The organism is Streptomyces sp. NBC_00775, from assembly GCF_036347135.1.
Taxonomy (GTDB): Bacteria; Actinomycetota; Actinomycetes; order Streptomycetales; family Streptomycetaceae; genus Streptomyces; species Streptomyces lutosisoli.
Genome location: NZ_CP108938.1, coordinates 6456421 through 6476019, shown reverse-complemented (window position 1 = coordinate 6476019; position 19599 = coordinate 6456421). Strand labels below are relative to the sequence as shown.

General features: G+C 70.6%; 16 protein-coding genes. 4 read left to right on the top strand and 12 right to left on the bottom strand.

Annotation, left to right across the window (positions count from 1 at the left end):
- Window positions 1-33 precede the first annotated feature (33 nt).
- Window positions 34-570: a GtrA family protein gene (locus tag OIC96_RS28870; RefSeq protein WP_330305050.1), complete on the top strand. Its 537-nt coding sequence runs from the start codon at window positions 34-36 to the stop codon at window positions 568-570.
- A gap of 540 nt (window positions 571-1110) precedes the next feature.
- Here the strand turns inward: OIC96_RS28870 and OIC96_RS28865 are convergent.
- Entirely contained in the window at window positions 1111-2388 is a 1278-nt protein-coding gene (locus OIC96_RS28865) for an ATP-binding protein (protein WP_330305051.1), read from the bottom strand.
- Window positions 2389-2690: 302 nt separating this feature from the next.
- Window positions 2691-3368, bottom strand: a complete 678-nt coding sequence (locus tag OIC96_RS28860) for a response regulator transcription factor (RefSeq protein ID WP_018566970.1) — start codon at window positions 3366-3368, stop codon at window positions 2691-2693.
- 493 nt (window positions 3369-3861) lie between these two features.
- Here OIC96_RS28860 and OIC96_RS28855 point away from each other — a divergent pair, with 493 nt between their 5' ends.
- The gene (locus OIC96_RS28855) at window positions 3862-5358 is read left to right on the top strand and encodes an oligopeptide:H+ symporter (RefSeq protein ID WP_330305052.1); all 1497 of its coding nucleotides are present in this window, start codon (window positions 3862-3864) and stop codon (window positions 5356-5358) included.
- Window positions 5359-5485: 127 nt separating this feature from the next.
- Here OIC96_RS28855 and OIC96_RS28850 read toward each other — a convergent pair whose 3' ends face one another.
- The 6 genes from OIC96_RS28850 to OIC96_RS28825 form a co-directional block, all read right to left on the bottom strand.
- Entirely contained in the window at window positions 5486-6808 is a 1323-nt protein-coding gene (locus tag OIC96_RS28850) for a hypothetical protein (RefSeq protein ID WP_330305053.1), read from the bottom strand.
- A 38-nt stretch (window positions 6809-6846) separates the two neighbouring features.
- Window positions 6847-7944 (bottom strand): hypothetical protein, encoded by a 1098-nt coding sequence (locus OIC96_RS28845; RefSeq protein WP_330310139.1) that lies wholly within the window; start codon window positions 7942-7944, stop codon window positions 6847-6849.
- A 20-nt stretch (window positions 7945-7964) separates the two neighbouring features.
- On the bottom strand, window positions 7965-8957 hold the full coding sequence (locus OIC96_RS28840) for a COG1470 family protein (protein WP_330305054.1): 993 nt from the start codon (window positions 8955-8957) through the stop codon (window positions 7965-7967).
- A 32-nt stretch (window positions 8958-8989) separates the two neighbouring features.
- On the bottom strand, window positions 8990-9688 hold the full coding sequence (locus OIC96_RS28835; protein WP_330305055.1) for an LPXTG cell wall anchor domain-containing protein: 699 nt from the start codon (window positions 9686-9688) through the stop codon (window positions 8990-8992).
- 206 nt (window positions 9689-9894) lie between these two features.
- Window positions 9895-10401, bottom strand: coding sequence for an ATP-binding protein (locus OIC96_RS28830; RefSeq protein WP_330305056.1), 507 nt, complete (start codon window positions 10399-10401; stop codon window positions 9895-9897).
- A 268-nt stretch (window positions 10402-10669) separates the two neighbouring features.
- On the bottom strand, window positions 10670-11038 hold the full coding sequence (locus OIC96_RS28825) for an STAS domain-containing protein (RefSeq protein WP_330310140.1): 369 nt from the start codon (window positions 11036-11038) through the stop codon (window positions 10670-10672).
- A gap of 250 nt (window positions 11039-11288) precedes the next feature.
- Between OIC96_RS28825 and OIC96_RS28820 the strand changes: the two genes are divergently transcribed.
- Together OIC96_RS28820 and OIC96_RS28815 are read left to right on the top strand one after the other, a co-directional pair.
- Window positions 11289-12155: an RNA polymerase sigma factor SigF gene (locus OIC96_RS28820; RefSeq protein WP_406502267.1), complete on the top strand. Its 867-nt coding sequence runs from the start codon at window positions 11289-11291 to the stop codon at window positions 12153-12155.
- A 307-nt stretch (window positions 12156-12462) separates the two neighbouring features.
- A complete protein-coding gene (locus OIC96_RS28815; RefSeq protein WP_330305058.1) occupies window positions 12463-14019 on the top strand; it encodes an RICIN domain-containing protein in 1557 nt (518 codons plus the stop codon).
- Window positions 14020-14025: 6 nt separating this feature from the next.
- On the opposite strand, the gene hutI is transcribed toward OIC96_RS28815, so the two are convergent.
- The 4 genes from hutI to hutU form a co-directional block, all read right to left on the bottom strand.
- Window positions 14026-15222, bottom strand: coding sequence for an imidazolonepropionase (gene hutI / locus OIC96_RS28810; RefSeq protein ID WP_330305059.1), 1197 nt, complete (start codon window positions 15220-15222; stop codon window positions 14026-14028).
- Window positions 15223-15287: 65 nt separating this feature from the next.
- Window positions 15288-16622 carry a formimidoylglutamate deiminase gene (locus OIC96_RS28805; RefSeq protein WP_330305060.1) on the bottom strand — a complete coding sequence of 445 codons (1335 nt, stop codon included), beginning with the start codon at window positions 16620-16622 and terminating at the stop codon, window positions 15288-15290.
- A complete protein-coding gene (locus tag OIC96_RS28800) occupies window positions 16619-17827 on the bottom strand; it encodes an allantoate amidohydrolase (protein WP_330310141.1) in 1209 nt (402 codons plus the stop codon). The genes OIC96_RS28805 and OIC96_RS28800 overlap by 4 nt, the downstream gene beginning before the upstream one ends.
- Window positions 17828-17925: 98 nt before the next feature.
- Window positions 17926-19590, bottom strand: a complete 1665-nt coding sequence (hutU, locus tag OIC96_RS28795) for a urocanate hydratase (protein WP_330305061.1) — start codon at window positions 19588-19590, stop codon at window positions 17926-17928.
- Between the last annotated feature and the right edge of the window lie 9 nt (window positions 19591-19599).

Here is a 19599-nt window from a genome sequence, read left to right as displayed (position 1 = left end):
CGACAAATCCGACCGACGGGGGCTAGCGACACCATGGGCAGTGCTTCATCGGGGGCTCATGCGAGGCCTCGCAGCGCGGTTCGCCGCCGGTTCGACCTGCTCATTCGGGAGGCCGCCAAGTTCGGTGCGGTCGGCGGGGCGGGGTTGCTCGTCAACCTGCTCGTGTTCAACCTCGTACGCAACGTCACCGGGCTGCAGGTCGTACGGGCCAGTGTCATCGCCACCGTCGTCGCGATCGTCTTCAACTACATCGGGTTCCGCTACTTCACCTACCGGGACCGTGACAAGGGTGGGCGCACCAAGGAGCTGACGCTCTTCCTGCTGTTCAGCGCGATCGGGCTCGTCATCGAGAACGGGGTGCTGTACGCGGCGACGTACGGGTTCGGGTGGGACAGCTCGCTGCAGAGCAACGTGTTCAAGTTCCTCGGCATCGGGATCGCGACGCTCTTCCGGTTCTGGTCGTACCGCACGTGGGTGTTCACGGCGCTGCCGGCGCGGGAGGCCGTGGCGAGTGCGGAATCGTTCCTTGACGCGGGGGCGGAGTCGCGGCCGCGCGCCAGGGTGAACTGAGCCTCAGCGATCCGACCGCTCCGCGCCCGCCGCCTCCCGGCGCTCCGCGCCGCCTCTTCGCCGCTCCGCGGCGGGGGTTTCCCACCCACCCGTGCGGGTAGGGCGTGGGGCTGGGGTTTGGGGCTGGGGCTGGGGCTTGGTCCAGGGCTGGGGCTTGGTCCAGGGCTGGGGCTGAATCGCGGGGCGGGGCTGCATCCCAGGGCGGGGCTGAGACCGGAGCTGGAGCTGAGATCCGGGCCGGAGCTGAATCCCGAGCTGGGGCCGAGACCCGAGCTGAAGCCGAGACCCGGCTGGAACCGAGGCCCGAACCGGAGCCGAGACCCGAGCTAAAGCCGAGGCCCGAACCGGAGCCGAGACCCGAGCTGAAGCCGAGGCCCGAACCGGAGCCGAATCCCGAACCGGAGCTGAATCCCGAAGCTGAATCCCGAGCTAGAGCCGAGACCCGGCTGAAGCCGAGACCCGAACTCGAACCGAGTCCCGAGCTGAAGCCGAGACCCCGGCTGGAACAGCGACCCGTGCCAGGCCCCGTCGGCCTCCGCTCTACCTGACCGTCCGCTCGTCCTCCTCCGTCATCGGTGGCCTCTTCATCGGTGTGCGGGACAGGAACAGACCGAAGACCGGAGGCTGGGCCTGGAGCATCTCCAGGCGGCCGCCGTCGGCCTCCGCGAGGTCGCGGGCTACGGCGAGGCCGATGCCCGTGGAGTTGCGGCCGCTGATCGTGCGCTCGAAGATGCGGGCGCCCAGGTCGGTGGGGACGCCGGGGCCCTCGTCCGTGACCTCGACGACCGCCTGGTTGCCGGTGACGCGGGTGCGCAGGGCGACCGTGCCGCCACCGTGCATGAGCGAGTTCTCGATCAGCGCCGCCAGGACCTGGGCGACCGCGCCGGGGGTGCCCACCGCCCGCAGGTGCCGTTTGCCCGAGCTGACGATGGCGCGGCCCTCACTGCGGTAGGCCGGGCGCCACTCCTCCAGCTGCTGCTTGATGACCTCGTCGAGGTCGAAGGAGACGGCCGAGCCGGTGCGGGGGTCGCGGGCGTTGGTGAGGAGTCGTTCCACCACGTCCGTGAGGCGTTCCACCTGCGTCAGCGCGATGGTCGCCTCTTCCTTCACCGTGTCGGGATCGTCGGTGAGGGTGATCTCCTCCAGGCGCATGGAGAGCGCCGTGAGAGGCGTACGGAGCTGGTGGGAGGCGTCGGCGGCGAGGCGGCGCTCGGCGGTCAGCATCCGCGCGATCCGCTCCGCGCTGCTGTCCAGGACGTCGGCGACGCGGTCCAGCTCGGGGACGCCGTACCGCTTGTGGCGCGGGCGGGGGTCGCCGGAGCCCAGCCGTTCCGCGGTCTCGGCGAGGTCGGTGAGGGGTGAGGCGAGACGGTTGGCCTGGCGGACGGCCAGAAGCACGGCGGCGACGATCGCGAGCAGGGCGACCGCGCCGATGATCAGGAGCGTACGGCCGACTTCCCTCGTCACCGACGAGCGTGGCTCCTGGACGGTGACCGTCTCTCCCTCCTCGCCGTCGGCGGTGTAGTGGATGACGTCGCCGGTGGGCTTGGTGCCGACCTCGATGGGCGGGCGGCCGGGGATCCTGATCACGGCGTAGCGCTGGTCCGTGACCTGGTTCTTGAAGGTCTCCGCGGTGATGTTCTCGTCGCCGAGGATGCGGCTGTCCACGATGCTGGCGAGGCGGAGTGCCTCGGAGTCCACGCGTTCCTGGGCGCTGTTGCTGATCGTGCGGGTCTCGACGATGACGAGGGATACGCCGAAGACGGCGATCACGACGAGGACCACCGCGAGTGTGGACTGGATGAGACGGCGACGCACGGGGCCCTCCGGGCAGGTGGCTGGTCGTGCTCCAGTGTGCCTTGCCGCTGCGCTGGGCTGGAGCGGGAGTTTTCGCCCCCGGCGCTTCTACCCGTCCCGTCCTTCTGGGGCTCAGCCCCAGAAGGACGGGTAGTTCGTCGGGTGCGGGGCTGAGGGGGCTGGGCGCGCAGTTCCCCGCGCCCCTAAACAACCGCCGGCCCGCCCCGGGTGCTTTTAAGGGGCGCGGGGAACTGCGCGACCAGCCCCCACCCACCCGCACCCGACGAACCCACCTCTACGCGCCCCAACCCAAGCGGAGCGGATCAGCTCTTCTCGAAGCGGAACCCGACGCCCCGAACCGTCGCGATGTACCGAGGGTTCGCCGCATCGTCGCCAAGCTTCTTGCGGAGCCAGGAGATGTGCATGTCGAGGGTCTTGGTGGAGGACCACCAGGTGGTGTCCCAGACCTCGCGCATGAGTTGGTCGCGGGTCACGACGCGGCCGGCGTCGCGGACAAGGACCCGCAGCAGGTCGAACTCCTTGGCCGTGAGCTGGAGTTCCTCGTCGCCCATCCAGGCGCGGTGCGACTCGACGTCGATCCGCACGCCGTGCGTGGCGGGCGGCTGCTGGGGCTCGGCGGCACCGCGCCGCAGCAGCGCCCTTACGCGGGCGAGGAGTTCGGCGAGGCGGAACGGCTTGGTGACGTAGTCGTCGGCGCCCGCATCGAGGCCGACGACGGTGTCCACCTCGTCGGCGCGCGCGGTCAGGATGAGGATCGGGACGGTGTGTCCCTCGGCGCGCAGTCGGCGGGCCACTTCCAGGCCGTCCATTCCGGGCAGGCCCAGGTCCAGGACGACCAGGTCGACGCCGCCCTGCATTCCTGCGTCGAGCGCGGTGGGGCCGTCCTCGCGCACCTCGACCTCGTAACCTTCCCGGCGCAGTGCGCGGGCCAGCGGCTCCGAGATGGACGCGTCGTCCTCGGCGAGCAGTACACGGGTCATGGGGTGATGGTAGTCCGCCCCGGACGACAGCTGTGGGGTGATCGGCCTCCGTGATTCACACCCGCCACCCGTGTGATTCTTACCTGCGGCTGTGGGATGCGATCCTGGCAAGTGCCTTCGAATGCGCGATCTTGGTTCCATGATCGCCTGTGATCCATCTCTCAAGTCCTTCCATATGCCACATTGGCATGTCGTATGGTGACCAGACGCCTGTAGCACCACACCGGGACCTTTGGCGCCAGATTGATGCTGAAGGTCTCTTTTGTGTGCGGGCTGGTGTTCGCCAGCCTTGAAAGGAATGACCTGTGGCCGGGCCCGAGCGCATCGACGCGTGACGGGCGTGGATCCCGGTGGTCGTCGTCCACCGTTTCGTAATCCGGAGCGGACTCCCCCGTGGGCGTGGGGGCGGACGGTCGAACCCCGCCGGTGCCGGCCGCCCCCCCACCGGGCGCGCGACGCTCAAGCAGCGCGTCCCGACCAGCAAGGAACGACCATGGCGTCCAGCCTGACGAAGGACTCGGTCACCCCGGGCACCCCCGGGTCCGAGCGGACCTTCTTCGGCCACCCCCGCGGACTGGCCACCCTCTTCATGACCGAGATGTGGGAGCGTTTCTCCTACTACGGCATGAAGGCACTGCTCCCGCTGTACCTGGTGGCACCGGGCGGCCTGCACATGAGCGCGGCCTCCGCGACCGCGATCTACTCGGTGTACCTGTCGCTGGTGTACCTGCTCGCCCTGCCGGGCGGCTGGTTCGCCGACCGTGTCCTCGGCCCCCGTAAGACGGTCGCCGTCGCGGGCATCATCATCATGCTGGGCCACCTCACGCTGGCCCTGCCCTCCGCCGGCACCTTCTACGCGGGCCTCGGGCTCGTCGCGATCGGTTCCGGTCTGCTGAAGGCCAACATCTCCACGATGGTCGGCCACCTCTACGACGGCCCGGACGACCCGCGCCGTGACGGTGGCTTCACCCTCTTCTACATCGGCATCAACCTCGGTGCCTTCGCCGCTCCGCTGATCATCGGCACCGTCGGTGAGAACGTGAACTGGCACCTGGGCTTCGCGCTCGCCGCGCTCGGCATGGCCCTCGGCCTCGCCCAGTACCTGCTCGGCGGCCGTCACCTCAACGCGCGTTCCAGCGACATCCCCACGCCGCTGTCCGCCGAGGAGAAGGCCGCGACGCTGCGCAAGTCCGCGATGTGGGCCGCCGTCGCCGTCGTCTTCTACTGCATCGTCGGTTTCTCGGGCCACTACACGCTGAACTGGCTGCTGGTCCCGATCACGATCGCGGGTCTGATCATCCCGATCATGGTCATCTCCCGTATCAAGCGGGACAAGGACCTGAACCGCGTCGAGCAGAAGAAGATGTCCGCGTACATCTGGTTCTTCGTCGCCGCGGCCGTCTTCTGGATGATCTACGACCAGGGTGGTTCGACCCTGTCGATCTTCGCCGACTCCTCCGCCGAGAACACCATCTTCGGCTGGGAGTTCCCGGTCTCCTGGTACCAGTCCGTCAACCCGGTCATGATCATGGCGCTCGCCCCGGTCTTCGCCTGGGCGTGGCTGGCGCTGAACAAGCGCGGCAAGGAGCCGAGCACGGCCACGAAGTTCGCGTCGGGTCTGATCCTGATCGGCGCGTCGTTCTTCCTCTTCCTGGCCCCGCTGATGATCGCCCAGGACGGCCACAAGGCCGCCGCGATGTGGCTGGTCGCGATCTACTTCGTGCAGACCGTCGGTGAGCTGACCGTTTCCCCCGTGGGTCTGTCGGTCACCACGAAGATGGCGCCCGCGAAGTACGCCTCCCAGATGATGGGTGTCTGGTTCCTGGCCGTCACCGCCGGTGACGCCACGACCGGTCTCCTCTCCATCGCCGAGGTCGACCTCAACAAGACGGGCATCGTCGCCCTGGAGGCCACGCTCGCCGTGATTGCCGGTGTCGCGGTGTGGATGTACCGCAAGAAGGTCAAGCAGCTGATGGGCGACGTCCACTGACGTACGCCTGAGGCCTGACGCCTGACAGGGCCGCCGTATCCGCTGGGATACGGCGGCCCTGTTCTTGTCTGCTGTCAGGTGCGGGCCGGTGCCCTGCCGAGTCGGTCGTGGGCGGAGGCGCGGGGGATCAGCGCAGCCTGCGGTGCGGCATGAAGGTGAAGACCGCTCCGCCGAGCAGGATGACCGTCCCCGCAACCAGCCCCAGTGCCTTCAGGGAGCCGTGGCTGTCGGAGCCCGTCTCCGCGAGGCCGCCGCTGGACGAAGTGCCCGAGGAGTCGCCTCCCGAGGCGCCGCTCGCCTGCTGCGTGGTGTCCAGGGTCAGGGAGACCTCCGTCTTCGTCGGCGTGCAGGTCGTCGTCGTGCCCAGGGCCTTCACCGTCAGGACGCCCGGGGAGAGGGTCGAGCTGCCGCTCGCGCCCGGCTTGTACGTGCCCGTGAGGTCAGGGATCTCGATCGGGTCGCCGGACTTGATCTCCTTGGCGTTGGTCGGGCCCTCCACATGGACGGTGCCCTTGTCGGAGCCGCCCAGGACGACCTCCATCGACGGCTTGACGGAGTCCGCGGGGATGTCGGCCGGGCTGTCCATCACGGACTTCTTGAACTGGACCGTGAGGTCGAAACTCCCGCCGTTCTTCGTGGCGTTGATCTGGACGGGCGACGTGGCGCTCTTGTCTCCGATGGGTGTCTTGCACGCGTAGGGGATGGAGACTTCCTTGCCCGTGAAGTCGGTCTGACCGCCGCTGTCACCACCCGTCGAACCGCCCGTGTCGCTGCCGCCGGTTCCGCCGATCTCACTGGCGCTGGCCGAGGGTGAGGCCGAGCCCGTCGGCAGGGTCGGCAGGCTCGTCGGCAGGCCGGTGGGCAGGGTCGGCGTCACCGTGGGGAGTCCTCCCGTCGTGCCGCCCGAACTTCCCCCGCTCCCCGTCACCTTGATCGTCGCCGCCGACTTCACCGTCTCCTTCGGGGAGCACTTCGTGTCGGTCGACACCGGCTTGCTGACGTTGATGTTGTACGCGTCCGGCGTCAGCGTCACATCGCCGGCCGCCGTCAGTTTCAGCTTGCCCGTCATGTCGGACAGCTTCATGGCGCTGTTCTTGGGGATCGCGGGGTTCGACCGCGGCCCCTCCATCGCGATGTCGGCGGTCTGCGCGCCGCCCGCCTTCAGCGTGCCGGTCGGCTTGACGGTGTCCTTCTCCAGGTCGATGACGTCGGGGTTCTTGGACGCCGCCTGGACGAACTTCCAGGTGATGGTGACCTCGTCGCCCACCTTCGCCTCGGCGGGCGCGGTGATCTCGACCTGCGTCGTGCCCTCGACCGGGGGCAGACCGGAGATCGAGGGCGGAATGCACTCCGTCTTGTACGACACCTCGGCGGCCTGTGCCGGGGCCGCGGTCACACCCAGCAGGATGCCCGCGCCGCCGAGCATCAGCGCGACCCCGGCCGCGCTCATTCTCCGTCCGGCTCCCGGTACCACTCTCCGTTGCGTGCTCACGTATTTCCCTTCGTCGTCGGGCTGTTCTCTTGCGGTGCGGAGAGCTGACCGTTCGCCACGGTCCCCGGATCGCTGTCGGGTGTGAACCACGGCAGGGACGGGGTCGTGGAGGTCTTCGGTGACACCGGCGGGGAGGCCGGTGAGGGACTCAACTTCGGTATGCGTACGGTGAGTTCGGGCAGCCGGAAGCCCCGGTGACGGCCGCCGCGCCCGATCGGCCTGTGTGGCCGCACCCGGTCCACCACGGCCATCCCGATACGGAACACCGCGCCCGGTACGACCACGCAGAGCAGGATCCAGAAGAGGGTCACGCCCCAGGGGCGGCCGACGCCCCACGGCTGTTCGGCGAGCACCTTCCCGCCGTACTTCAGCGAGACCGTGTAGTCGCCGTGCGCCCCGGCCGACAGTTCGACCGGGAGTTTGATCCGCGCCTTGCGGCCGGGCGCGATCGTGCCGCGCCACTGCTGTTCCTCCCACTGCGGGGCGAACACCCCGTGGGAGGTGCCGACTTGGAAGACGGGGTTCTTCACGGAGGCGGTGCCGACGTTGCCGACGGTGAAGACGAGTGTGCGGGAGGGCGGCGAGCCGAACCAGGTAAGCAGACCGCTCGACCCGTCGAGGCGGGTGTCCGTCAGCACCGAGAGCCGGCCGCCGCTCTCCTCCTTCGGCAGCGGCTCGACCGAGTGCCCGGCCACCATGAAGATGGCGTCGGCGTCCGCCTTCTCCCCCGTGACCGTGGCGACGTGCACCACGCACGGACACGGCTTGGGCGGCTCGGTGACCGGCAGCTGCTTGCTGAAGTTCCCCTTCGCGTCGGTGGTGACGGCCCGGCCGTCGGAGTTGGCACAGGAGTTGGTGCCGCCGATCACTCCCCGGGACGGCACGGACTGCCCGCAGATCAGCATCATCAGCAACGTCTTCGGCCGCCAGCCACTGCCGGTCACCGTGATCGAACCACCCGTCCCCGCCTGGGACTTGGACAGTTTCACGCTCGGCTTCCCGGCGGCGGACGCGGAGGACACCGGACCCACCAGGGGGGCCAGGACGAGCGCGAGCACCGCCACGAGTGCCGGAATCCTCAGCCTGCCGTTCACGACACCGCTCACGACACCGTTCACGACACCGCTCCCGTCAACTCGACTTCCGTACGCGGCTCTTCACTCGCCCCACCGTGCGCCGCGGGACGCCCGCGTTGCCGTACGCCCCGTCCCCTACGACGCCTGTGACGCCGTACGGCCCACCAGGCACCCACCGCCGCGAGGCCGCCCCCGGCCCCGGCCACCGCACCCCACGGCACGAACCGCGCCGACGCGGTCCCCGTGTCGTGCGCGCCGCCCGCCGCCGTCACCGTCAGCCGTACGTCGACCGCGTCCAGCGCCGGGGTGTCGCGCCACGGCTCGCTGAGCGTGACGCGGCGGCCCGGCAGGAGTTCGACGGGCAGGGTGCGCGGGGCGCGGTCGAGGAGCGCCCCGAAGACACCGTCGGCGTGCACCGCGAGCTTCGGGGTCAGGACGGTGGTGCCACGGTTGACCAGTTCGTACGAGATCCGGCCGCCGCGCACGGTGACGTGCTCGACGGTGAGCGCCGACAACGTCGGCCCGCTCACCCGCAGTTGGATCCGCATCGCCGCGGACCGTCCGCCGCCGCTCGCGACGATCGCGCCGGGGTGGTCGCCGGGCGCCGCGCCCGCCGGGACGCTCAGGGTGAACGGCACGTCGGCGCGGGTGTGCGCGGGGACCCGTACGGACACCGAACGCACCGCCGCGCGCCGCCCGTCCGTCTCCCGCGCGAAGCCGATCCACGCGCCCGTGTCCGTCGACTTGGTCCGTACGGTGAAGCCGCCGCCCGCGGTGTTGTCGGCGTCCGCGCCGCGCAGCCGGACGGTGAGCGGCTTGGCGCCCGGGTTGAGCACGGACACCGCGTCCTGGAGGACCGTGCCGGGCGCGCCCTCCGCGTAGACGTACGGCCGGCCGGCCGCCGCGTCCGACGTACTCGTGGACGGCACGACGGACCAGCCGTCGTCGGCCAGGGCCAGGGTCGCCGGTGCCGTGATCGACAACATCAGGGTCAGGCCCAGCACGCGGGCAGCGGAGAGTGCGTACGGCATCGAACGGCTCCTGATCGTCGTACCCGGAGATCTCAGCGGCGTGCCGCCTGATGCCTCCGCGTCAGCCACAGGACGCCCGCCGCGCCCGCGAGCAGTACCGTGCCGCCGAGCGTGCCGAGGGCGACCGCCGAGTCCTCGGGGCCGGTCTGCGGGAGCTGGCCGGAGTCCGAGCCGCTCTGGGTCTCACCCGTCGACGAGCCCGAACCGCCGCTCGCGGCCGTGACGTCGAGGGTCAGCGAGGGCTTGGGACTGTTCGTGGGAGTGCACGTGGTCGTCGTACCGAGCGCCTTGATGGTGAGTACGCCCGCGGTGAAGGTGACCTTGCCGGACTTCTTCGGCGTGTATGTGCCGCTCAAGTCGCTGATTTTGATGGGGGTGTTGGCGGGGATCGCGGCCGCGTTGGCCGGGCCGGTCACCGCCACCGTGCCGCTGTCGGCGCCGCCCAGCTTGATGACGGCGCTCGGCTTCATCGCGCCCTTGCCCAGCTCGACCGGGCTGGAGGAGACGCCCTTCTGCCAGGACATGGTGAGCTTGTAGCCGCTGCCGCTCTTGACGCTCTTGATGTCGATGGGCGAGACGGCGCTCTTGTCGCCGATCGGCGTCTTGCAGTGGTAGTTGACGTTCACCACGGCGGCCTGGGCGGCGGGAGCGGCCATCAGCACCGCCGAGCCGGCCAGGGCCGCAGCGGACGCGAGCGCGGCGGTTCGTTTCTGGTACGTCCGGTACGACACCTCGAAGTCCCCTCGTCGCCGAAATCACTGACGGCATTTACTGACGGCACATCAGATTGGGCGCTCAAAGTACGCCCGGTCACTTGTGGAGGGAAGACAAAGTGCGCGCCGGATCTGAGGAGATCCGGCGCGCATACGATGGCGTACGAAGAGAGATTCGAACGCTGGTCGAACCATGGGTAACCCCTGGTAGGAGTTACGTGGGGCTACGCGGGTGCCCCGAGTTCCGCCCACACGGTCTTGCCCGCGACCCCCGGAGTCCGTACGACCCCCCAGTCGAGGCACAGCCGCTGCACGATGAACATGCCGTGGCCGCCCGGGCGTCCGGCGCGGTGCGGGGTGCGCGGGGCGGGCTGGCCGGCACCCCGGTCGGAGACCTCGACGCGCAGCACCTTGCTGTCGCAGGCGATCCAGAGCTCGTCCGGGCCCTCGGCGTGCAGACAGGCGTTGGTGACGAGTTCGGAGACCACCAGCAGGACGTCCTCGGCGGCGGCCCGCCGGTCGGCGCTCGCGGCGGGCAACCAGCCCCACGCGTACAGCGCCTGACGGGCGAAGTCGCGGGCGAGCGGTACGACACCACTCGCGCCCTCGAAGCTCAGCCTGCGGGCCTGGCGGCCGACGGGGGGTACGGCGGGGTCGGCGGAGGGCACAGCGGCGCCGTCGTCCGGCTCCGGGCCGCGGTCGTCCGGCGAGTAAGGCCGGGTGGTGCTCATCAGCGCTTCACCTCACCGATTCACCAGTTCATGATTCAAGACTCGACACTCAGTACGTATGGATCGACGGCGCGTTCGCCGCTTGGGCTGCCGACATATGCGCTGCCGACATATTCAGGATGTCTCCTGCCCGACCGAACCGTGCGAACACCCACGTTTTCGGCACGGAACATGTGACGCGAGTAACGCAGGTAGCGCGGGTAACGCGCGGATCGCACAGGGACAGCCGGGGCGCGGCCGCGGCGGAGGGGTGAGCGGCCGGGGCCGCTCAGTCGGCCAGGGCCGCTTCGAGCGTCTCGTGGACGGTGAAGACGGCATCCACCCCGGTGATCTCGAAGACCCGGGCCACCACCGGCTGCATCCCGGTCAGATGGACCCCGCCACCCGCGGCCTCGGCCTTCAGCCGGGCGCCGAGCAGCACGTTGAGCCCGGTGGAATCACAGAATTCGAGGCGCGAACAGTCGACGACCAGGCGGGCGAACCCTCTTTCCAGGCAGTCGTCGAGTGGCTCACGCAACACATCGGCCGTGTGGTGATCCAACTCACCCGCGGGGGTCACGACGGCGCTTGAGCCCTCTTCCCGCACCTCGACAAGAAGCCGGCCCGACTGTGCGCTGCCGACCGTCCCGCGGTCCATCCCGTCCATCTCCCGAGCGTCGCGACTGCTGATGTACGCCCTCGAACACTACGCCTTCCTCACACACCCCGACACCCGAACAACCGCCCGCAAACGGACATTTCACCACGTATCGCACTTGCGGTGACCTCGCGAAAGCGGGTAGGGCTAGTAGAGACACCTATTCACCACGACCGGCTACGGAGGCGCCGCACACCGCAGCGCACGCATTGGCATCGGCGGCCATATGCCGAGAACGATGGAGGACACCATGTCACCCCGGCTCGACGCATCGCAGACCCAGACGGCGACGTCGACACCCTCTCCGGAAGGACTTGAGGGGCTCCCGGAGATTCCCCCGTACGACGAGGTGGGGCCGGTGGACGCGCGGGCCCTGTCCAAGACACTCTTCGAGCGGCTGGAGTCCCTCGAAGAAGGCACCCACGACTACGCGTACGTCCGCAACACTCTCGTCGAGCTCAACCTCGCGCTGGTCAAGTTCGCCGCCTCCCGGTTCCGCTCCCGCAGCGAGCCGATGGAGGACATCATCCAGGTCGGCACCATCGGCCTGATCAAGGCGATCGACCGCTTCGAACTGAGCCGCGGCGTCGAATTCCCCACCTTCGCGATGCCGACGATCGTCGGCGAGATCAAGCGCTTCTTCCGCGACACCTCGTGGTCCGTGCGCGTACCGCGCAGACTGCAGGAACTCCGCCTCGACCTGGCCAAGGCCGGCGACGAACTCGCCCAGCGGCTGGATCGCGCCCCGACGGTGGGCGAGTTGGCGGAGCGCCTCGGCATCACCAACGACGAGGTCGTCGAGGGCATGGCGGCATCGAACGCCTACACGGCCAGTTCGCTGGACGCCCAGCCCGAGGAGGACGACTCCGAGGGCGCGCTCGCGGACCGCATCGGCTACGAGGACCACGGGATCGAAGGCATCGAGTACGTCGAGTCCCTGAAACCCCTGATCGCCGAACTCCCGCCGCGCGACCGGAAGATCCTCGCGCTGCGCTTCGTCGCCAACATGACCCAGTCCGAGATCGGCGACGAACTCGGCATCTCGCAGATGCATGTGTCGCGCCTGCTGTCGCGGACGCTGGTGCGGCTGCGGAGGGGTCTGACCGTCGAGGAGTGACGGCCGTACGTCAGCTGCGCTCCGTACGTCAGCTGTGCTCGGTACGTCAGTTGTGAGCCGGCCGTACGCCGTGGACCGCGTCCGGTGCCCCAATCGCCGGGGCACCGGACGCAGTTACGGATGGGCGTAGGACGCAGTGACGGATGGGCGTCGGACGCAATCACAGCTTGGCATCAGGCCGGGTTACCCCCGGAAACCCCTTTTCCCACAGGTTCACCTCCATCACTATGGGCACCCCCATACCCGCCGGTAGCTCAAGGCTCCGGCCGGCAGAGCGGCGGGGATGCGAGTGCGAGGAGGCACGGGAATGGCTGGGGCCGGCCGGACCGACGCTGAGGACGAGGACGCAGGAGCCGAGGGCGGCATACACGCCACGGCGTCCGACGCTCAGCTCACCGAACTGTTGCGTGCCGACACTCCGACGGCATATCCGGCGCTGCGCGAACTGCGCGGGCGCCACCGGCCCTCGGTCCTCGCGTACGCCCGGCTGTGCACCGCGGACGAGACCGCCGCCCGGCAGCTCACGGCGCAGGCGTTCGCCCTCGCGGCGCGCGACACGGCGCGGGGCATCGACCCCAGGGGGCCTTGGCGGCACCAACTGCTCCTCCTGGCAGGGCAGGTGGCCGCTTCCTGGGCGATGGACGAGCGCGGCAGCCGCCTGGACCCGGACCTGCTCACCCACCTCGCCGAGGCGGGCCCCCACGGACGCGACCCGGCGATGCTCGACGCGTTCCAGGCGCTGCCGACCCGGATACAGGGACTGGTCTGGTACGGCGTCGTCGACGAGGAACCCGACGCCAGGACCGCGATGCTGCTCGGGGCCACACCCCAGGACGTGAGGTACGGCAAGGAGCCCGCGTTCCAGACCCTGCGCCAGGCCTGCCTGAAGGCCCGCCTCGCCCGTTCGGGCAACCCCCGCTGCCAGGACTTCCGCCGGCTGATCGAGGAGGCGGCGCACCCCGAGAACCCCCGCTACAGCGCCGACCTGCACGCCCACATGGCGCACTGCGGGCACTGCGCCGCCGCGTACGAGGAACTGGGCGCCCTGCGGGACAGCCCGCGCGAGGCGCTGGCGGAGGGGCTGCTGCCGTGGGGCGGGGCGGCGTACGTCATGACGGGCGCCGAGACCCGGACTCCCCGTGAGCCGGCGGCCGGCTGGGCCTGGCTGCCCTCGCGGCGCGTCGTCCTCGCCTCGGCCGCGCTCGGCGTCGCGGCGGCGCTGATGTTCCTGCTGACATCGGGCGGTTCGGAGCCCGCGCGGACGGCCGGGGTGGTCCGCACTCCGCAGGCGCCGCCCCCGGTGACGGTGACCGCGACGGTCTCGGTCACGCCGTCCCCGTCGCCGTCGCCGTCGGCCACGTCCAAGTCCCCCTCGCCCACGCACACGTCGAAGCCGTCCCCGTCCCCCACGCCCTCGAAGACGCCGAAGCCCTCGCCGACGCACACCGCCCCGCACCCCCCGAACAGCACCTTCGCCCAGGTGGTGAACGCCGGCTCGGGCCTCTGCCTGGACATCCGCGACGGCGTCATGGACCTGGGCACCGACGTCATCACGGCCCGCTGCACTTCGTCCCGCACCCAGATGTGGCGCGTCGACTCCGGCCGCGGCGTCCTCCAGTCGTACGCCGACCCGGACTTCTGCCTCGACAGCCGCGGCTCCACGGACCGGGGTGTCGGTATCTGGGAGTGCAGTTCGGTCTACGGCTCCAACGGCCAGAACCTGCGCTTCACGGTCGACTCCCGCGGCGAGATCCGCCCGGGGATCGCCCCGGACCACGTGGTCACGCCGTACGGCGACGGGCTCGTGCTCGCCTATGACCAGGGGCGGGACGACCAGCGGTGGCGGGCGGGCTCCGCCGCGTGACCCCGCCTACGCGACCGGGACTCCGCGCCGCCACACCCGCGACACGAGCGGTACGCCCGGCCGGTACGCCAGGTGCACATGGCTCGGGGCGTCGAGGAAGGCCAGGTCGGCGTAGGCGCCGGGGGTGATGCGGCCGATGTCGGTGCGGCGCAGGGCCGCCGCGCCGCCCGCCGTCGCCGACCAGATCGCCTCGTCGGGCGTCATCCTCATGTCCCGTACCGCCAGCGCGATGCAGAACGGGACGGACGAGGTGAACGACGAGCCCGGGTTGCAGTCGGTGGACAGGGCGACGGTCACGCCCGCGTCGAGGAGACGGCGGGCGTCGGGCCATTCGGCGCGGGTGGAGAATTCGGCGCCGGGGAGCAGCGTCGCCACGGTGTTGCCGTTCGCCAGCGCGTCCACGTCGGCGTCCGTCAGGTGCGTGCAGTGGTCGGCGCTCGCCGCGTCGAGTTCGACGGCGAGCTGGACACCGGGGCCGTACGACAGCTGGTTGGCGTGGACGCGCGGGTGCAGGCCCTTCGCCTTGCCGGCGGTGAGGATCGCGCGGGCCTGGTCGCCGTCGAAGGCGCCCTTTTCGCAGAAGACGTCGATCCAACGGGCGTACGGGACACAGGCGTCGAGCATCTGGCCGGTCACCAGGGCCACGTACTCGGCCGGGTCGTCGGCGTAGTCGGGCGAGACGATGTGCGCGCCGAGGTAGGTGACCTCGTCGGTGTGCGCGGCCGCGATGCGCAGGGCACGGGACTCGTCCTCGACGGTGAGGCCGTAGCCGGACTTGGTCTCGAAGGTGGTGGTGCCCTGGCGGAGGGCCTCGCCGAGGTGGTGGACGAGGTTGCGCTCCAGGTCCTCGTCACTCGCCGCCCGCGTCGCCGCCACCGTCGTACGAATGCCGCCCGCCGTGTAGCCGCGCCCCGACATACGGGCGTTGAACTCCTCGGTGCGGTCGCCCGCGAAGACGAGGTGCGAGTGGGAGTCGACGAAGCCCGGGATCACCGCGCGGCCACCGGCGTCGACCTGATTGTCAGTGGCGGGTGCTTTGCTTTTCTCACCGGTCCACGCGATGCGGTCGCCGTCGATGACGACGGCCGCGTTCTGGATCAGACCGAGAGGGGATCCGTCACCGAGGGAGGGATCGTTGGTGACCAGGCTGGCGATGTTGGTGATGAGCGTGTTCGTGCTGGTCGTGCTGGTCCTGCTGCTCATGGCGTCCTCGTGGGGGCTCGGGCTGCGGCGGGCGGGGGTGAGCCGCGCGGGCGTGCTGCTGGGCGTCAGGCGCGCAGGGCGTCGATGGCGTCCGCGAGAGCCGTCGGCACCTGCGGTACGAGGGTGTGCTCACCGTCGCGTACGACGTGCCGGCCGGCCACGACCGTATGGCGTACGTCGGCTCCCGTCGCGGCGAATACGGCCGTCTCGGCACCGAGGCGCGGCAGCGGTCCCGCTGTTCTGACCGAGTCGAGGGCGATCGTCGTGAAGTCGGCGAGCGCGCCCGGCTCCAGGATGCCCGCGTCGGCCCAGCCCAGGGCCGCGTGGCCGTCGGCGGAGGCGGCGCGCAGCAGGGCGGCCGCCGTCCAGTGACCGCGGGTGCGGGTGCGCAGGCGCTCGTTCAGCTCCATCGCGCGGGCCTCTTCGAAGAGGTCGATGACGGCGTGGCTGTCGGACCCGAGGGAGAGCGGCGAGCCCGCTTTCTGGAGAGCGACCGCGGGGCCGATGCCGTCCGCCAGATCCCGCTCCGTCGTCGGACACATGCAGGTGCCCGTCCCGGAGCCGCCGATCAGGGCGATGTCCTCGTCCGTGAGGTGCGTGTTGTGGACGCCGGTCGTGCGCGGTCCGAGGACACCGTGGTCGGCGAGCAGCCGGGTGGGTGTGCAGCCGTGCGTGGCCTGGCAGGCGTCGTTCTCCGCCGTCTGCTCGGACAGATGCACATGCAGCGGGGCCCGCCGCTCCTCGGCCCAGCGCGCGACCGTCGCCAACTGCCCCGCGGGCACGGCCCGTACGGAGTGAATGGCCGCACCGATCCGTGCGTGATCCCGGTCCTTGAGAACTGAACAGCGTTCCGCCCAGGCGTCGGCCGTGCCGTCGGAGAAGCGCAGCTGGTGCTGGTTGGGCGGCTGTCCGAAGCCGGCGGAGAGGTAGGCGGTGTCGAGGAGGGTGATACGGATTCCGGCCTCGGCGGCGGCGGCGATCAGCGCCTCGCCCATCGCGTTGGGGTCGGCGTACGGGGTGCCGCCCGGGGCGTGGTGCACGTAGTGGAACTCACCGACGGCCGTGACGCCGGCCAGCGCCATCTCGGCGTACACGGCGCGCGCGAGCGCGTGGTAGGTCTCCGGGGTCAGCCGGTCCGCGAAGGAGTACATGATCTCGCGCCAGGTCCAGAAGGTCCCGGAGCCGACCTGGACGGTGCCGCGCAGGGCGCGGTGGAAGGCGTGCGAGTGGGCGTTCGCGAGCCCGGGGAGGGTGAGTCCGCGGAGGATCTCGGCGCCCGGGGGCGGGGTGTCGACGCCCGTGCGGACGGCGGTGATGCGGCCGTCCGCCACCTCCAGGGCCACGCCCGGCTCGACGTGGGTGTCGAGCCAGGCGTGTTCCAGCCAGTACGTCTGCGTCACCTGCAGGCCAGCCCTTCGAGTACGTCGGCGAGTGCGGTCACCCCGGCCACGCAGTCGTCCTCGGCGGCGTACTCGGCCGGGGAGTGCGAGACACCCGTGGGGTTGCGTACGAACAGCATGGCGGTCGGGACGGTGCCGGAGAGGATTCCGGCGTCGTGTCCGGCACCCGTGCCCAGAACGGGGACCGTGAGTCCCGCGTGCTGGTCCTTGCCCAGGATGCGGGCGAGCTCGTCGCGCAGGGCGTGCTCGAACTCCACGACGGGGGTGAACGACTCGCGGACGACGTCGAGTTCGACGCCGTGCGCCTCCGCGTACTCGCGGGCCGCCTTCTCGACGCCGGTGACGACCGTGTCGAGGGCCGTCTGGTCGGCGGCGCGGGAGTCGAGCCAGCCGCGGACGAGGGAGGGGATGGCGTTCACGCCGTTCGGCTCGACGGAGATCTTGCCGAAGGTGGCCACGGCGCCCGCGAGTTGGGCCTCGCGGCGGGCGGCCAGCACCGTCTCCGCGTACGACAGCATCGGGTCGCGGCGGTCCACGAGCCGGGTGGTGCCCGCGTGGTTGGCCTCGCCCCGGAAGTCGAACCGCCAGCGGCCGTGCGGCCAGATGGCGCTCGCGATGCCGACCTGGTCGCCGCTCAGGTCGAGGGCGCGCCCCTGCTCGACGTGCAGCTCCACGAAGGCCCCGATCCGGCCGAGCCGCTCGGGGTCCGGGCCGATGGTGTCGGGGTCGTACCCGGCGCGCTCCATGGCCCGCGGCAGCGTGACGCCGTCGCCGTCCGTGAGCCGGTGCGCCTGTTCGACGGTGAGCTGTCCGGCGGCGAGCCGCGACCCGACGCAGGCCAGCCCGAACCGGGCGCCCTCCTCGTCACCGAAGTTCACGATGGCGAGGGGCCGGGTGAACTCCACCTGCCGGGTGCGCAGTTCGTCCAGCGCGGCGAAGGACGACACGACCCCGAGGGGCCCGTCGAACGCCCCGCCGTCCGGCACGGAGTCCAGATGCGACCCCGTGACGACGGCGTCCCCTTCGGCGGGATCCCCGAGCCAGGCCCACTGGTTCCCGTTGCGGTCCAGTTCGTAGGTCAGCCCGCGGGACTCCGCCTGCGCCCGGAACCATGCCCGGCATTCGGCGTCGGCAGCCGTCCAGGCGAAGCGGCGGTAGCCACCGGAGTCGGAGTGCCTGCCGATGGGGAGCAGCTCGCGCCACATCTCGTGGAACGAGCTGCCGGCCGCAGCCGGACCCGCACCCGGCGACGAGACGTCCGCCCTGGCCGGACGGCTGCCGCGCCGCTCATCTCCCGGAAGGGTCACGCCTCGCCACCCTCGCGCATCGGCACGCGCACGCCGCGCTCGTCGGCGACCGACTTCGCGATGTCGTACCCGGCGTCAACGTGCCGGATGACACCCATGCCGGGGTCGTTGGTGAGCACGCGGCGCAGCTTCTCGCCGGCGAGCTTGGTGCCGTCGGCGACGGAGACCTGGCCGGCGTGGATGGAGCGGCCCATGCCGACGCCGCCGCCGTGGTGGATGGAGACCCAGGAGGCGCCGGAGGCGACGTTCACCATGGCGTTCAGGAGGGGCCAGTCGGCGATCGCGTCGGAGCCGTCGAGCATGGCCTCGGTCTCACGGTAGGGCGAGGCGACGGAGCCGGAGTCGAGGTGGTCGCGGCCGATGGCGAGGGGGGCGGCCAGTTCGCCGGACGCCACCATGTCGTTGAAGCGCTCGCCGGCCTTGTCGCGCTCGCCGTAGCCGAGCCAGCAGATACGGGCGGGCAGGCCCTGGAAGTGGACCCTTTCCCCCGCCATCTTGATCCAGCGGTGCAGGGACTCGTTCTCCGGGAAGAGGTCGAGGATCGCCTTGTCGGTCTTGTGGATGTCGGAGGCCTCGCCGGACAGGGCGGCCCAGCGGAAGGGGCCCTTTCCCTCGGAGAAGAGGGGGCGGATGTAGGCGGGGACGAAGCCGGGGAAGGCGAACGCCCGCTCGTATCCGGCGAGTTGGGCCTCGCCGCGGATCGAGTTGCCGTAGTCGAAGACCTCGGCGCCGGCGTCCATGAAGCCGACCATCGCCTCGACGTGCTTGGCCATGGACTCACGGGCGCGGGTGGTGAAGCCCGCCGGGTCCTTGGCGGCAGCGTCGGCCATGTCGTCGAAGTCGATGCCGACGGGGAGGTAGGCCAGCGGGTCGTGGGCCGAGGTCTGGTCGGTCACGATGTCGATGGGGGCGCCCTCGGCCAGCATCTGCGGGAGCAGCTCGGCCGCGTTGCCGAGCAGGCCGATGGAGAGCGGCTTGCGGGCGTCGCGTGCCTCGACGGCCAGCTCCAGCGCGTGCCGCAGGTTGTCGGCCTTGACGTCGAGGTAGCGGTGCTCGATGCGGCGCTCGATGGCGCGCGGGTCGACGTCGATACAGATCGCGACGCCGTCGTTCATCGTCACGGCGAGCGGCTGGGCGCCGCCCATGCCGCCGAGACCGGCGGTCAGGGTGATGGTGCCCGCGAGCGTGCCGTTGAACTTCTTGGCGGCGACGGCGGAGAAGGTCTCGTAGGTGCCCTGGAGGATGCCCTGCGTGCCGATGTAGATCCAGGAACCGGCGGTCATCTGGCCGTACATGGTGAGGCCGAGGGCCTCCAGGCGGCGGAACTCCTCCCAGTTCGCCCAGTCGCCGACGAGGTTGGAGTTGGCGATGAGGACGCGCGGGGCCCACTCGTGGGTCTGCATGACGCCGACGGGGCGGCCGGACTGGACGAGCATCGTCTCGTCCTGCTTCAGGGTGCGCAGCGTGCGGACCATGGCGTCGAAGGAGCGCCAGTCGCGGGCGGCCTTGCCGGTGCCGCCGTAGACGACGAGCTTGTCGGGGTGCTCGGCGACCTCGGGGTCGAGGTTGTTCTGCAGCATCCGCAGGGCGGCTTCCTGCTGCCATCCCAGGGCGCTCAGTTCCGTACCGCGCGGCGCTCGTACGGGGCGGGGTCCTGACATGGTCTGCCT